This window comes from Pseudomonas monteilii NBRC 103158 = DSM 14164 (genome assembly GCF_000730605.1).
In the GTDB taxonomy this organism is placed as follows: domain Bacteria; phylum Pseudomonadota; class Gammaproteobacteria; order Pseudomonadales; family Pseudomonadaceae; genus Aquipseudomonas; species Aquipseudomonas monteilii.
Map to the genome: position 1 here is coordinate 1 of NZ_BBIS01000059.1, position 14,691 is coordinate 14,691.

13 protein-coding genes, 6 tRNA genes and 1 pseudogene are annotated in these 14,691 nt (G+C 56.6%); 12 read left to right on the forward strand and 8 right to left on the reverse strand.

Annotated features, from left to right (window positions below; genetic code table 11):
- The first annotated feature begins 331 nt into the window (after positions 1-331).
- The 5 genes from PM2_RS25790 (at position 332) to PM2_RS25810 (ending at position 774) form a co-directional block, all read left to right on the forward strand.
- Positions 332-407 (forward strand) — tRNA-Asn (locus tag PM2_RS25790).
- Between the two features lie 4 nt (positions 408-411).
- Positions 412-488 (forward strand) — tRNA-Pro (locus tag PM2_RS25795).
- Positions 489-494: 6 nt separating this feature from the next.
- Positions 495-570 (forward strand) — tRNA-Lys (locus PM2_RS25800).
- A 46-nt stretch (positions 571-616) separates the two neighbouring features.
- Positions 617-693 (forward strand) — tRNA-Pro (locus tag PM2_RS25805).
- 5 nt (positions 694-698) lie between these two features.
- A tRNA-Lys gene (locus PM2_RS25810) sits at positions 699-774 on the forward strand.
- A gap of 116 nt (positions 775-890) precedes the next feature.
- Here the strand turns inward: PM2_RS25810 and PM2_RS25815 are convergent.
- The 4 genes from PM2_RS25815 to PM2_RS25830 all read right to left on the reverse strand — a co-directional run bounded on the left by PM2_RS25815 (position 891) and on the right by PM2_RS25830 (position 3,693).
- On the reverse strand, positions 891-2,186 hold the full coding sequence (locus PM2_RS25815) for an NAD(P)/FAD-dependent oxidoreductase (RefSeq protein ID WP_028699900.1): 1,296 nt from the start codon (positions 2,184-2,186) through the stop codon (positions 891-893).
- Positions 2,187-2,270: 84 nt separating this feature from the next.
- A complete protein-coding gene (locus PM2_RS25820; RefSeq protein ID WP_013970765.1) occupies positions 2,271-2,444 on the reverse strand; it encodes a DUF3094 family protein in 174 nt (57 codons plus the stop codon).
- 132 nt (positions 2,445-2,576) lie between these two features.
- Positions 2,577-3,206 (reverse strand): DUF1780 domain-containing protein, encoded by a 630-nt coding sequence (locus tag PM2_RS25825; RefSeq protein ID WP_013970766.1) that lies wholly within the window; start codon positions 3,204-3,206, stop codon positions 2,577-2,579.
- A 55-nt stretch (positions 3,207-3,261) separates the two neighbouring features.
- Positions 3,262-3,693, reverse strand: coding sequence for a hypothetical protein (locus PM2_RS25830; RefSeq protein ID WP_028699901.1), 432 nt, complete (start codon positions 3,691-3,693; stop codon positions 3,262-3,264).
- A gap of 86 nt (positions 3,694-3,779) precedes the next feature.
- Between PM2_RS25830 and PM2_RS25835 the strand changes: the two genes are divergently transcribed.
- Positions 3,780-4,487 (forward strand): energy-coupling factor ABC transporter permease, encoded by a 708-nt coding sequence (locus PM2_RS25835; RefSeq protein WP_028699902.1) that lies wholly within the window; start codon positions 3,780-3,782, stop codon positions 4,485-4,487.
- Between the two features lie 53 nt (positions 4,488-4,540).
- Here the strand turns inward: PM2_RS25835 and yacG are convergent, their stop codons facing one another.
- From yacG to PM2_RS25855, 4 genes are read right to left on the reverse strand one after another with little or no spacing between them, the layout of a single operon-like run.
- Positions 4,541-4,741 (reverse strand): DNA gyrase inhibitor YacG, encoded by a 201-nt coding sequence (gene yacG, locus PM2_RS25840; protein ID WP_016484797.1) that lies wholly within the window; start codon positions 4,739-4,741, stop codon positions 4,541-4,543.
- On the reverse strand, positions 4,738-5,361 hold the full coding sequence (coaE, locus tag PM2_RS25845; RefSeq protein ID WP_016713386.1) for a dephospho-CoA kinase: 624 nt from the start codon (positions 5,359-5,361) through the stop codon (positions 4,738-4,740). Before coaE ends, yacG begins: the two co-directional genes overlap by 4 nt.
- Complete coding sequence (locus PM2_RS25850; RefSeq protein ID WP_016713385.1) at positions 5,361-6,227, reverse strand: prepilin peptidase; 867 nt, start codon at positions 6,225-6,227, stop codon at positions 5,361-5,363. The genes coaE and PM2_RS25850 overlap by 1 nt, the downstream gene beginning before the upstream one ends.
- A 2-nt stretch (positions 6,228-6,229) precedes the next feature.
- Positions 6,230-7,438 carry a type II secretion system F family protein gene (locus tag PM2_RS25855; protein WP_028699903.1) on the reverse strand — a complete coding sequence of 403 codons (1,209 nt, stop codon included), beginning with the start codon at positions 7,436-7,438 and terminating at the stop codon, positions 6,230-6,232.
- Positions 7,439-7,655: 217 nt separating this feature from the next.
- Between PM2_RS25855 and PM2_RS25860 the strand changes: the two genes are divergently transcribed.
- The 6 genes and pseudogenes from PM2_RS25860 (at position 7,656) to PM2_RS30870 (ending at position 13,948) form a co-directional block, all read left to right on the forward strand.
- Positions 7,656-8,066: a pilin gene (locus PM2_RS25860; protein ID WP_016713383.1), complete on the forward strand. Its 411-nt coding sequence runs from the start codon at positions 7,656-7,658 to the stop codon at positions 8,064-8,066.
- A gap of 71 nt (positions 8,067-8,137) precedes the next feature.
- Positions 8,138-8,213 (forward strand) — tRNA-Thr (locus PM2_RS25865).
- 164 nt (positions 8,214-8,377) lie between these two features.
- The gene (locus PM2_RS25870) at positions 8,378-9,706 is read left to right on the forward strand and encodes a tyrosine-type recombinase/integrase (RefSeq protein WP_028699904.1); all 1,329 of its coding nucleotides are present in this window, start codon (positions 8,378-8,380) and stop codon (positions 9,704-9,706) included.
- Between the two features lie 945 nt (positions 9,707-10,651).
- A pseudogene (locus PM2_RS25875) lies at positions 10,652-11,621 on the forward strand (integrase domain-containing protein).
- A gap of 510 nt (positions 11,622-12,131) precedes the next feature.
- Positions 12,132-13,175, forward strand: coding sequence for an FRG domain-containing protein (locus PM2_RS30865; protein ID WP_154670343.1), 1,044 nt, complete (start codon positions 12,132-12,134; stop codon positions 13,173-13,175).
- A 167-nt stretch (positions 13,176-13,342) separates the two neighbouring features.
- Complete coding sequence (locus PM2_RS30870; protein WP_141745110.1) at positions 13,343-13,948, forward strand: hypothetical protein; 606 nt, start codon at positions 13,343-13,345, stop codon at positions 13,946-13,948.
- Positions 13,949-14,691 lie beyond the last annotated feature (743 nt).

The window sequence follows — 14,691 nt, forward strand, 5'->3', positions numbered from 1 at the left end:
CCGCTAACCTATACCGGCCCCAGTAAAATCGGGGTTTCGCGGATATTTTGGATAACCTGCTGAAATTTTTGAAATTTTTGCTTGCATCAATTTCCGAGTGCCCCTAATATACGCCGCGTTGTCAGGCACTAAGCGAATCACCAGCAACATCGGTGACCGCAAAACAACTTACAAATCAGTAAGTTGACTGAAAAAAAGTGGTTGACAAGCAAAACGAAGAATGTAGAATAGCCGGCCTCAGCAGCGACAACGCGAAAGCGAAGAAGCCAAAGAGTTCGAGGCGAACACAGTCTTCGGAGTAGCAAATCGGTAAGTTGTACCGAAGTTCAGTTCCGCGATAGCTCAGTCGGTAGAGCAAATGACTGTTAATCATTGGGTCCCTGGTTCGAGTCCAGGTCGCGGAGCCAATCTCGGGGTGTAGCGCAGTCCGGTAGCGCGCCTGCTTTGGGAGCAGGATGTCAGGAGTTCGAATCCCCTCACCCCGACCATTTTCCGGGTCGTTAGCTCAGTTGGTAGAGCAGTTGGCTTTTAACCAATTGGTCGTAGGTTCGAATCCTACACGACCCACCATGTAAAGAAGGGCATCTCAAAGAGATGCCCTTTTTTTTGAAAGACCCGGGGTGTAGCGCAGTCCGGTAGCGCGCCTGCTTTGGGAGCAGGATGTCAGGAGTTCGAATCCCCTCACCCCGACCATTTTTGGGTCGTTAGCTCAGTTGGTAGAGCAGTTGGCTTTTAACCAATTGGTCGTAGGTTCGAATCCTACACGACCCACCATGAACAAAGGGCATCTCGAAAGAGATGCCCTTTTTCTTTTGCCTGGCGAAAATGCTTGGCCAACAGCTGGTAAACGAGCAAAAAGAAGGGCCGCATCAGCGACCCTTGGCTTTCAATCAGTGCAGCTTCAGCCGCGGCTCGGTTCCCCGGCCAATCTTGCTGCCCAGCATCATCAACGCCGTACGGAAGAACCCGTACAACGCCATCTGGTGCATGCGGTACAGCGACACGTAGAACATCCGCGCCAGCCAGCCTTCCAGCTTCACGCTGCCCATCAGGTTGCCCATCAGGTTGCCCACCGCCGAGAAGCGCGACAGCGACACCAGCGAGCCGTAGTCCTTGTACGCGTAAGTCGGCAGCGGCTTGTTCTCCAGACGCGCCTTAAGGCTTTGCGCCAGCATCGAAGCCTGCTGGTGCGCGGCTTGGGCCCGTGGCGGCACATTGCGGTCGCTGCCTGGTTGCGGGCAAGCGGCGCAGTCGCCGAAGGCGAAGATGTTGTCGTCGCGGGTGGTTTGCAGGGTAGGGCGCACGACCAGCTGGTTGATGCGGTTGGTTTCCAGGCCATCGATGTCTTTCAGGAAGCCCGGCGCACGGATACCGGCCGCCCACACCTTCAAGCTGGCCTGGATCACTTCGCCGTCCTTGGTTTTCAGGCCGTCTTCGGTCACTTCACTGACGGCAGCGTTGGTCATCACCTTCACGCCGAGTTTTTCCAGGGTCTTGTGCACCGGCACGCTGATGCGCTCTGGCAGCGCTGGCAGCACGCGAGGGCCTGCCTCGATGAGGGTGATGTGCATATCCTTGGGCTGGATGCGGTCCAGGCCATAGGCTGCCAGTTCGTGTGCGGCGTGGTGCAGCTCGGCCGCCAGTTCCACACCAGTAGCACCCGCGCCGACGATGGCGACGCTGATTTTTTCACTGGCCACATCACCGGCATGGGCGCGCAGGTAGTGGTTGAGCAACTGTTGGTGGAAGCGCTCGGCCTGCTTGCGGGTGTCCAGGAACAGGCAGTGCTGCGCCGCGCCCAGGGTGCCGAAGTCGTTGGTGTTGGAACCCACGGCAATGACCAGGGTGTCGTAGCCCAGGGTACGCGCAGGCAGTAGCTCGCGGCCCTCTTCGTCGAGGGTAGCGGCCAGTTGAATCTGTTTGCCTTCACGGTCCAGGCCGCTCATGCGCCCCAGTTGGAAGTTGAAGTGGTTCCACTTGGCCTGGGCCACGTAGTTCAGTTCGTCTTCCGAGGAGTTCAGCGAGCCGGCAGCCACTTCGTGCAGCAGTGGTTTCCAGATGTGCGTGAGGTTGGCGTCGACCAAGGTAATTTCGGCCTGCTTGCGCTTGCCTAGGCTTTTACCCAGGCGGGTCGCCAGTTCCAGGCCGCCGGCGCCGCCGCCGACAATCACGATGCGATGAGTCATGGGGATATCTCATAAGGTTTACGGAATTCGTGGCCCAGGGGGCCGGCCGCAAACTGCACGAGGGGAGGGCGAGCGCGAAGCAGCTCATAGCACCAGTCCACTCAGCAGGCGGCTGATGAGACCCAACCCGATGGTCACGGCCACCACCAGCACAAGGAGCAGCCACGGCCGGAAGGGCCTGCGCTCGACTTGGTGCTGGGGGGCTCGCAGATACTCATCGACACGACGCTGATCTTCCGGATTCAGGCGGCTGGTCATGGTGGGCCTCGTCAGGTAGACGTTTGTGACTGCGCAAACGCTACAGCGTTCGCGCAAGCGCTTGAAACAAATGATAATGCTTTCTATCCCTGGCGCCGAGTGTACGCCATCGCAAACATTCGCTGCACTGGATCAAAGACTGATGCCCACGTCGAACACGATGCTGCGGCCCAGGTTACCGCGCAAGAAGTCTGGCGCGTCTGGGTGGGCGAACAGCACCCGGGCAAAGGTCGGCCCCACCAGCGACAGTGAGCGCCAGCCCTGGCGCAGGTATTCGGTAGGCGGCGGGAAGTGGGTGTTGAGGTCGAGCACTTCGCGCTTGAGGCTGGCGAAGGCGATGATGTCCAGCTCGTTCAGCTCCAGCCCGCGTTCCCGATAGTTGTGCGCCTTCTTGCGCAAGGTCGGCGCCAGGCGCCCCAGCAACTCGGTGGCACTGATGCGCCGGGGGCGCGCTTCGCGGCGCACCAGCTGCGCCAGGGAAAACGCACTGCGCCGGCGTTGCAGCTCTTCGCGCCATTCATCGTTCAGCCGGCGGCCTTCGTCGAGCACGAAAAACACCTCGAACGCCGCATCGCGGAACAGTACGTCTGGCGGCTCTTGGCCGGCCGGGGTGAAGTCTTCGCTGCGGTAGGGGATGTTCAGCCCCTGCAACAGACGCTGGCACACCCAACGCTCCCGCTCCCACTTGCGGGCGTTGGAGAGAAAGGCATTGGCTTGTTCGGCCTGGATGGTAAGCAGGCGCAGGTAGTCTGAGTCATCCATGCAGACAAGCTTAGCCGTTAATCGATGACGGTAAGATGCTGTTTAAGCGCGGGAATCAGCCCAGCACTGGCCACTGCTGCACCAGCCCGACCAGGTGCACCAGGCCGAAGCCCAGGCAGATCAGTGAACTGACTACGATAAAACGCTGCGAACGCCCGGTGCCCGCCAGCAATCTGGGCCCCAGCAGGCCGCGCAGCAGGTACACCAGGGTGATGAGGCAGATGGCTGGCAGCAGCAACGGCAGCCGCCCGATTGCCCCGGCAGCCGACAGCGCATAGGCCGACCAGGCCAGCAGCACGCAGGCGATGGCGGCAGTGACAAGTGCCGGGTACCAGCGGCCCTTCTCGGCGGCCACCGCCATACGTTCACCCGCCCCGAACAAACGGTACCAGCGTGGCCCAACGGCGATCACCGCCAGGTGAAGTAGGCCAATGATGGCGTTGAGTGCCGCTGCCAGCAGCAGGGTAGGGTTGATTCCTTCCGGCATGGCCAATGCTTCCCGCATCGAATGAGGGCGCCAGCCTACCGCAGCCGAATGAAACGGAGAATGGGTGTAGACTCGGGTTTATCCACATGGCTGCAAAGGGCATTGTTCAGGTGATCAGCGCGCAGGTGTTGTCCGGTACCACCCTTACCCTTGGCTGGCTGGGTTATGTGCCGTTGCTGGTGTGGGCGGTCAGCCGGGTGCGCTGGGTTGAACTGTTCACCGACCGGCGCCGGCAGCATCTGTTGTTTGGCACCGTGTTTTGTCTGTTTGCGTTGTGGCTGGTGAGGCGTGATTTCGATACCGGGGTGTCGTACCACTTCATCGGCATGACGGCTGTTACCCTGTTGCTGGACTGGCCGCTGGCGGTGCTGGGTGGGTTCATGGCTCAGCTCGGTTTGCTGGCGCTGGGGCGGCAGGATTTGGCGGCGCTGGGGGTGAACGGCTTGTTGCTGATTGGCTTGCCGGTGCTGATTACCGAAGTGTGCGCGATCGTGGTCGAGCGCGCTCAGCCGCGAAACCTGTTCGTTTATATTTTTTGTTCAGGGTTCTTTCCTGCGGCGCTGACTGTGCTTGTTTGCGTGCCTGCGGCGCTAGGGGTGTTGTGGCTGGATGGGCGTTTTGCCATGCCGGAATGGCTCAGCGACTTTGTGGGCTACCTGTGGCTGATGATGTTCCCCGAGGCGTTCATCAACGGCATGGTGATCAGTGCGCTGGTGGTGTTTTGCCCGGAGTGGTTGGAAACCTTTAACCGCACAAGGTATTTGCAGGCGCCCTGGAAGGAGGATGAGCGGTGAATGTGTGGTGGCCGTGCCGGCCTCTTCGCGGGCACAGCCACCTTGAAATCCGCTTAGTGCCGAGGCTCCAGGTCCCCCGAATACAGCTCATCCTCAGATTCTTCAGCCCCCGGAATCTTGTGTTCCTCAGCCGCCCAGGCCCCCAGGTCGATCAGCTTGCAACGGTCCGAGCAAAACGGCCGGAACGCGCTTTTCTCGTTCCATTCCACAGGTGCGCCACAGGTCGGGCAGTCGACGGTCAATGGCTGGCTCATGGCTGGCCTCCTTTCAAAGTCAGGTAAAAGTGGTGCAGGCGGTCAATCTGCTGATGCAGCGCGGCCAGGTCGCCGTCATTGACCACCACGTCATCGGCATGGCGCAGGCGATCCTCACGGGCCAGTTGGGCCTGTAAAATGGCCTGCACCTGCTCGGCACTGGTGTTGTCCCGTGCCAGGGTACGGGCTATTTGCAGTTCCTGCGGCGCATCGATCACCAGCACGCGCTGGGTCTTATGGTATTGCCCCGACTCGATCAGCAGCGGCGACACATATACCGCATACGGCGACTGGGCCTTGGCCAGGTAGCTGAAAATCTCTTGCCCGATCAACGGGTGCAGCAGTTGCTCCAGCCATTTGCGCTGCGCCGGGTCGGCGAAGATCAGCTGGCGCAGGGCGGCGCGATCCAGCTGGCCGTCGGCCTGCAGCACACCCGGGCCGAAGCGCTCGACAATGCTGGCCAAGGCCGGACGGCCGGGTTCGACCACCCAGCGCGCTGCCTGATCGGCATCGACCAGGTGCACGCCAAGCTCGACAAAGCGCTCGGCAGCGGCGCTCTTGCCGCTACCAATGCCGCCGGTAAGGCCGAGAATCCAGGGGGTAAAGGCTGCAGTGGCCATCAGTATCCAAGCAGTTGCATGTAAGAGGCGACTATTTCATCACCCCAGAGCACGGCAATCCACCCCGCAATCGCCAGATAAGGCCCGAACGGCATCGCCGTGCCCATGGCATGCCGGCGCAAACGCAGCAGGCACAGGCCAACCAGCGCACCCACCACCGATGACAGCAACAACGTCAGCGGCAACACCTGCCAGCCACCCCAGGCCCCGATCAGCGCCATCAGCTTGAAGTCGCCATAGCCCATGCCTTCCTTGCCGGTGACCAGCTTGAACACCCAGTACACCGTCCACAGGCTGAGGTACCCGGCCACCGCGCCCCACAGCGCGTCGGTTAGCGGGGCGTACAGGTTGAAAGCATTGACGATCAGCCCCAGCCACAGCATCGGCAGCACCAGCACATCCGGCAGCAATTGGTGTTCTGCATCGATCAGGCTCAGGGCCAGCAGGCACCAGGTCAGTGGCAGTGCCAGCAACGCCTCTACCGAAGCGCCAAAACGCCACGCCACCACCAGCGACAGCAGCGCGCTGGCGATTTCCACCATCGGGTAGCGCGGGCTGATACGGGTTTTGCAGGCTGAGCAATGCCCGCGCAATGCCAGGTAACTGATAACCGGAATGTTCTCCCACGCGCGAATCTGATGCGCGCAATGTGGGCAGCGGGAGGCGGGCAGGCACAGGTCGAACCGTTCGTGCTGCGTAACCGGCAACCCCAACACTTCTTGTGCCTCACGCTGCCATTGCCGCTCCAGCATGATCGGCAGCCGATACACCAGCACATTCAGAAAACTGCCCACCAACAGGCCGAGCAGCGTGGCCAGGGTGAGGAAGTACGCCGGCTGCTCTGCCAGCAAAGTCCATAAAGTCATGTTCAGATCAAGCTACCCAACTGGAAGATCGGCAGGTACATCGCCACCACCAGGCCACCGACCAGCAGGCCCAGGATCAGCACGATGGCCGGCTCCAGCAGGCTGGTCAACTGGTCCAGCGCCTGGCTGACCTGTTCCTCGTAATGGCTGGCGGCCTTTTCCAGCATCTGGTCCAGCGTGCCGCTGGATTCACCGATGGCCGTCAGTTGCACCAGCAACGGTGGAAACAGCGGATCACCCGCCATCGCCTGGTTCAGCCCCTGCCCATTGGCCATGCCCTGGCGCAGCCGCAACACCGCCTGCTCGTGCAGATCGCCACCGGTTACCCGGGCCACCGTACCCAACCCATCCAGCAACGGCACCCCGGCGCTGTAGGACGTTGCCAGGCTACGCGCAAACCGCGCCAGCGCCGCCTGCCCCAGCAATTTGCCGAACACCGGCAAACCCAGCACCTGCCGAGATATCCACAGGCGCGCTGGCGCATGCTGTCGGTACACTTGGCGCCCGGCAAAACCTAACACCGCAGCGATCACCAGCAACAGCGGCGCAAATCGACTCAGCCCTGTGGACAAGTCGATCACCCACTGGGTAAATGCCGGCAAGGCTGCCCCTACACCCGCAAACAGGCTCTCGAATTTCGGAATAACCTCTAGCAACAAAATGGCCGACACCCCCAGCCCGGTCAGCAACAACAGAAGCGGGTAGATCATCGCCTTGCGCACCTTCTTGTGCAGCGCCCGCCGCTGTTCCAGCATGCCCGCCAGCTGCTCCAGCTGCCGGTCGAGCGTGCCAGACTGCTCACCCACCCGCACCAGGTTGCAATACAGCGCATCGAACCATGCCGGGTGGCGCTGCAACGCATCCGCCAACCCCAGGCCCGAGGCCACATCCTGTTTCAATCGCTCCAGCAACGCCGCCTGCGCCGCATTGCAGCCACTGCGCCCCATCACCTCGAACGCCTGCAAAAGCGGCACACCCGCCTTGAGCAAGGTCGCCAACTGCCGGCTGAAACCTGCCGGGTCGGCCTTCTCGCGGCGCTTCGGCAAACTGACCGTCAGCCCGCTTGCCGGCCGTAAACTGGCCACCATGATGCCCTGGCGAATCAGCCCGGCCCGCACATAAGCCGGGCTGCGCCCAGGTGTTTGGCCACTGACCGGCGTGCCGTTGGCGTCGGTGCCATGCCAGCTGTAGAGCGGGGAAGATGAAGTCATGCAAAGGTCCTTTTTTTTGCCCGTGCGACAAGCCTGGAAACAGCTTGCCGCGTCCATGCAAGGGCGCGCGTCCGTGATGCTCACTAGAGTAGTTCAGCGAAGATGACGCCCAAGCGGGCAGGGGTGACAAAAGGTGTCTGTTCAGGCCTACTGCGCCGCTGCCGGTTGGGGCGCAACCGACCTCAACGTGTAAGCGAATGAAAAAGGAAATACGTTCATGAAAGGGCAACGCGGTATCACCCTGATCGAACTGATGATCGTTGTCGCGATCATCGGCATTCTGGCGACCATCGCCTTACCGATGTACACCAACCACCAGGCACGCTCCAAGGCGGCGGCCGGGTTGCTGGAAATCAGCGCGCTGAAGACGGCGATGGACCTGCGCCTGAATGACGGGAAAGACGTGGGAGGCGTGGCCGAACTGGGTGGCCAATCTGCCACGACGCATTGTGCGATCACCGCCGGAGGCAAGGCGGCGGATGGCAGCGGGAAAATTGAATGTACGCTGGTGGATGCGCCGGCCAATGTGGTGGGTAAGGCACTGACCTTGACGCGCTCGGCCAGTGGGTGGGTGTGTACTACCGACATCGAGGAAGACCTGGCGCCCAAGGGTTGCAAGGGGGCTTGAGGGTAAGGGATTAAACTAGCGGAAACAGGGGTTTGCGTTGCGGGTGTGAGCAGTGGTACGTTGCGCTACACGCCGGTGTAGCTCAGTCGGTAGAGCAGCGCACTCGTAACGCGAAGGTCGCAGGTTCGATTCCTGTCTCCGGCACCACATCCAGCTCCACTGCATTCCACGGAATGCTTTGGAAGCCCTCTAAACCGGCCTTTTGGCCGGTTTTTCATTTCCACGACCCTCCGTCGGGAACCAACAAAATCCCCAATAACCGGGGGTATTTTTGGGGTACAGCGTCTTTCCTGAATGGAGAACGTACCCCTATGCCACGCCTAGCCACTCCGCTCAGCGACCTCAAATGCCGAACGGCCAAACCGCGTGATCGCGCCTACAAACTGTTCGACGGCGGGGGCATGTACCTGTACGTCGCACCCAGTGGCTCGAAGACTTGGCGGCTGCGGTATTTCAAACCCAACGGCAAGGAGGGCACGCTGATCATCGGTAAATACCCCATCGTTTCGTTGGCCGTCGCGAGGACCAAGCGAGATGAGGCTAAAGCTCTGTTGCTCGACAACCTTGATCCGATGGAAGAAAAGCAGAAGGCCAAGATCGCCGCTCAGCGGGCGAGTCTTCTATTTGAAACCGTCGCTCTGGAGTGGCATGTCGAAATGTCCCGACGCTGGACAGAGGGCCACGCGAAGACAGTGCTGAGCAGGTTGCGCACCCATGTATTTCCACTGATCGGCCAGCGGCCTATCGCTGAACTCGACACCCACGATCTCCTTGAGGTCACCCAGCGAGTCAAAGATCGCGGCACGATGGATGTTGCGCTGCGTGTGCAGAACTACTTATCTACTATCATGCGGGGCGCTAAGCGAGCGCGACAGATCACTCAAAATCCGGCACTCGATCTGGCCGGCTCGATTCAAGCGCCGCGAACTGTGCACCGTCCAGCTCTCTCGCTAAACCGCCTTCCTGAATTGTTGAGCCGAATAGACAACTACACCGGTCGCGAACTGACCCGGCTCGCAGTGCTACTGACGCTGCATGTGTTCGTGCGCTCCAGCGAACTGCGCTTTGCACGATGGGATGAATTCGACCTACAACGGGCGATGTGGGAGATCCCCGATACCCGTAAGCCAATTGAAGGCGTCCGCTATTCCACACGCGGGACCAAGATGAGTGGAGACATTCAGATAGTGCCGCTGTCGCCTCAAGTCATCGAAATCCTTGAGCGGCTACGCAGCTTGAATCGGTTCTCTGAACTGGTGTTGCCCGGTGACCACAGGTACTGGAAACCCTTATCGGAGAATACGGTTAACCAGGTGCTGCGCAATATGGGGTACGACACCACCAAGGACGTGTGCGGCCATGGTTTCAGGACCATGGCTTGTAGTGCCTTGCTCGAATCAGGGCTGTGGACGGACGCGGCGATTGAGCGGCAGATGAGCCATCAAGAGCGTAACCGCGTGCGCGCCGCTTACATCCACAAGGCCCAGTTTCTGGAGCAGCGTCGGTTGATCATGGCGTGGTGGAGTAACTACATCGATGCCAACAGATCGGGCCATGTCACCCCGCATGAGTTTGCCCATCCGGTAGGCGACAACGTCACCGCCTTGCCAAATGGCCATGGCGCATTCAATCGCGGGTGAGCCTGCAAGATCAGCGCTGGCTGCTCTCTCACGCGGGTCCATCCAAACAGGACTGCAAAGCAGCCCTGTTTGGATGGACCTCACTTTGAAAAGCTAAAAGCCACGACATTGTCCGGGAGTTACCACGGAATACCACCGGTGGATAACCGCTTTTCACGTCCCCAAGAGCACTGAGTTTCGGCCCTTGACCGGGTTTATCCACAGGCGTAGAACTGGCCATGCAAGCGCTGTCGATGACAGCACCCCAGGTGACCCGAGCCTTCAAGGTCACGCCGCTCCCGCGGTGGTTCTTCCCAAGGGCGATTCGCATCCGGCAGCTCGCCCGGTCACTACCCATGTGATGGATGCTCTTACACATATAGCGCTCGTGCGCCAGATACACCGTACCTCGCTGTCCTGCAGCAACCTATCCGCTTGGCTGAATATTGCGCCAACCTGTGCCCGTCTCTTTCTTATGGAAAGAGACGGGCACTTCTACCACTGCTGCAGCCCTGATCGCACATGGCTTTGCGGCTTTCCCCCTCGTGACAATCGGCGTGACAAACGCCGATGTCACCAGCAACAGCCTTGTAGATGATGGTGCTGCAGATCAAGGAATGGACTGCACCTGACTGACAGTCAGGCATGCCCCGGTCATCGCATTGCTGCTTGCACCTGGCTCAGGATCTTCAGGCGCTGGTCTCGTCAGCCAGTGCTGCCTCCACCCGCCCACCGGTAACGGTGTTCAGGAGGCCAGATCATGAGATGCCCTGGCTCCCGGACGTAAGGAGCCGCCAGTCCCGCGTTAGAGGACGTCCCCACAGGTCGCAGGGGCCTTGATCCCTGATAACACTCAGCATTCTTGGCGGGATGACGTGGGGCGAGGATTGGAGATTGGAAGATGAGGTGATCGATATGGCATTGGTAGGTAGACGCGAAGGTCGTAATTTCGGTTACGGCAGGTAATTGAGCTACGCAGGACTGCAGGCGCTTAAAGACATGTTCGGCGGCGGCCACTACGGCACGGTCAAAGCGCACTGTGGTCGGTGGCAGGCATTCGTGAAGTGGTGCCGCTCCGAACAAGGGCCCGGTATCAATGATGCGCGGCACATTGATCGAAAGGTGTTGGCCGACTATGCGGCGTACCTACGCGATATGGTTGGGCGCGGTGATCTCGCCGTCAGCACCGCACAAAATCGGCTGTCCAGCGTGATCAGTACCATGGCGGCGCTTCGGTGATCAGCACGTGAAATTGCCCAGTCCGAGCAAGGTGTTGGGTATGCAGCGCAACGGGGTTCGGCACTTGGTGCCCCAGGGCCAAGACCGCGAACAGGTTAGGCAGATCGTCGATACGCTATGCAGCCGTGATCAGAGGCGGGCCGCAGCGATCGTTCTGTTGGCCCGAGCTACCGGAATGCGCTTGCGTGAGGCCGTCTTGGCTGATCTGCCACGGCTAAGCAGAGAGGGTAACGAACTCGGCAAGATTAACATTCAGGATGGCACCAAGGGCGGCCGCTCCGGGGCCTTAGCGCCACGTTGGATTGGGGTGGACGACCATGTTCGAGGAGCACTTGGGCTTGCAAGGCAGGTGTCGCCTGTGGGTAGCCGCAACCTGATTGCGCCACACGAAAGCTACCTGAGTCTTCTGCAAGAAATCATTCGCCCTGCGCGGGAAATCCTCCATGCCCACAACCTTAAAGGCTTCCATGAGCTACGAGTGGCGTACGAATGTGAGGGTTATGAGCAAATCATCCAACACCGTGCGCCCATCAACGGCGGCCAATGTCGCCGGGTAAATAGGCACCTTGATCTTGAGGCCCGAAGCCAAATCGGCTGTAAACTGGGGCATGGTCGAATCGACGTGGTCGCTGTTTACGTTGGGGGTCGGACACAAGTAAGTCATTGGATCTGGAGTTATTCTTGGCTGGCGCGCTGACGGGTTCGTACTCGACACGGAAACGCCATTTGCGGCAAGTGAAGACCATCCAAGCTGAAATCGCCGAGCGCTAGCAGCGGGTCACCCCCAGTGCCTGGCAGCGAAAACATTTAGCTTGATTTTTGGAACATTGTCTTGCCGGGCGAAGTGAGGAAGCTAAGTATTAATATTTGCTAACCGTACATCTGCTCGCAAGTCGATAAAAAGGCATGGGTATTTAATTGCTAGTTGAAGATTTTGTGCTTTTTAGGGTGATTAAACTCAGTTCTCTATGCTGTATTTAAAAGTCGGAAAATACCCCGGCATGATACTTTGCGAGTGGCTTAATCAGTCAGCAGAACGCTAGGGATATTTTTTGGTAATGGGAAGTGATGGTGAAGTTGGGTAATAATCTAGTTCCAGTTTGTTGAATGCCTCTAAGGGTTGTAGATTTCTGGTGTGTCGAAGTTTTGTGTGTTATGTTTTGCCGGGTGAGTTTTGTGAGAAATCGTGGAAAGGAAGCAGCTAAAATTGAATAAAAGAGATGAAAGGTTTAGAGGGCTTTTAGAAGCTCGTGGTGTTTGTGATGAGAAGATTGTTGACGTATTGGAGTCTGGGTATACGCTTGGAATGGTTCCTGGAACTATAAGCGATCAGATGTATGGGAATAAGATGTTCTCAAGCTGCTTTGGTATTCATGAATTTGTTGAGTATGTCAAAGGGAAACATGAATTTCAAAAGCTCCCTGGGTTTGTAGAGTATGTCGCAAAAAATATAGATGATATAAAAGGCGTACTGCTTGATGCTCGACGACAAAGGTACATGCGTGATGGGATTTTGTCCTTCCGAGGTCAAACATCTCAGTATTATTATAAGCGAAAGGTTCCGAGCCCTGTTCGGGCTAATGAGCGAGGTGAAGAGTTATCCATATTTCCAGGGCTGTTCAGGCAAAAAGGTGAGTACTATACATTTTATGATGTGCCTAGCGAGCAACGTACCCTGGCTTACTTCCTTCATGAGCTAGAACCTAATAATGCTGAAGTTTACTTGGATAGCTCGCATGCATACGATATGATTCGCGTTGAACAGCACTATGCGACTCAGACTTCCGGGTTGGATATATCATTCGATATCGAGACTGCAATTTTCTTTGCTACATATAAAATGAAGCGTAATTCTTCTGGTGTTGCCTATTATGAGAAGATAAAGAAGGGTGAGCACAAGGGAGTGATATACGGATTCTGTTTTAGAGATCCTTTGGTGAAAAGCGCCGAGTATCTGATTTCTGAGTTTGATCTCTTCAGAACATATAAGCCGCAACGAGTGTTAAGGCAGAGTTGCGGGCTTCCTCTATTTGGGTCTCATGAGCGAAATATCGCAGTGACTGACCTGGATTTCGTGATTAAGCTAGATAAAGACTTTGATTATGAAGGGCTTAGGATGCCAGAGTATATGTTTCCTAATGTGCTGGAGGATAAATTCTATGGAAAACTTTTAGAGCTTAAAGATCGTTATCCGAAAGAGCTGTCAAATATCGTAGAATATCAGGGGAGTAGAGGCGGAGTTACAGGCTGATTATATCTTGAAGATGTCTGGTTATCGTTGTTTATATGGGGTTGAGTCATCGCAAGAATAGTGCCAGTAAGCTGTTGGTTGTTATCGAATTTCCTGAGTATTCCAATGTGGGTTTTTCGTGAAGCTCTTTGCGGTTTCCTGTTCTATGAATTCTCCAAGGAGGAATTATGCAGTTTGCAGTAGCTCTTATAGAATACCTGATTTCCGGAATTGTTGCTTCGGTTTGGGTCGCGTTGGTAATCAATAATTTTGTTCCGCTTCCCCTTAATAAGATAAATGATTATAAAGAAATATTTGTCGTAATTTACTTCCCCGTTGCCTATGTGTTGGGGATATACGTTGACACTACGTCATCATTTCTGATTAGGCGCGCGAAGTCTTTGGATTCTAGTTTTGAAGGTGCTAGTAAATTATATTCTTGGTTTCGAAAGTTTTTTGTGAGTGCATACAATTTTTTTGCAGGAAAACCGAAGCAAGACTCGTATGAGCGAGGCGCCGAAATTCTTTCTCAATCAATTCCTGACACTGTTAGAACGATGGAGGCATATGTAAGTAGGGACCGAATTGCGCGAGGTGCTGCTCTAAATTCGTTGGCAGGTGCGATTAGTGTTTTTTTCTATGCACCTACTGATATTAGAGTACCAGTTTCTATCGGTTGCCTAATAATGTTCGTGTACTCATTGTTTATGTACAAAAGGTTGCGGCGCCTTTCGTCTCGTTTTAAACGGGTAGCTATTTCGAAAATTAAGAGTAGGCCTAGTGCCGGAGGTTGAACTTTGGCATAGAATTTTCCCGAGGTTTCAGCTCTAGGTTTGAATGCGAGCAAGATTAGCGTATGATCCAGTTTCATTTGAGTCACGACATCGCCTGCATTCATTCCGCTAAATAACTAGATCTTGCGCCGTTATCAAGATTTTTCGCGTTTTGTTAAACTTCAATACTTGAGGTGGTTAGGCATCGCTTTGTCCTGGATAAATGAGCAATACCATTGCCTCCACAATGGCAGAATTCGGTCGACTGTCGAAGTTCATGACGCCTTAAAATGCTTCCGGAGACCTTGCTCTAGCTTTTCAATAGTCTCCGCTGCCACTATTATGGCTCAGTAGGCGGAAAGTACTCAGCCAGTATAATGCACCGTCTATTCGAGCTAGCTTGCTTGCCAAGTTCTTGAACTCATCATTAAAATGATCGCGCTATGCAGCTTCAGAACATGGGGCGAACGCACTTTTTACTCAAGCCAATACCATCCCAACTCTTGTAGGAGTAATTGTCTTGCTCAATTTCTACAAGCTGGTGCGTTCCGTGTAGGTGCGGGTTAACCCTCGAACACGGGCGCAGCCCGTGCCATCCACGACTACGCTAGGCCAAAGCCCTTTAGTTTCTTCCGCGCAATCCACAGATAGCTGGTTTGCTCGCTAAAAAAGTCTGCAAATTAGACTAACTGCTACTCTTCGTCCAGTCTCTGAAATCCCTGACTAAGGAAAATAAATCCGCCCCCTTTTCGCGCATCACTTGC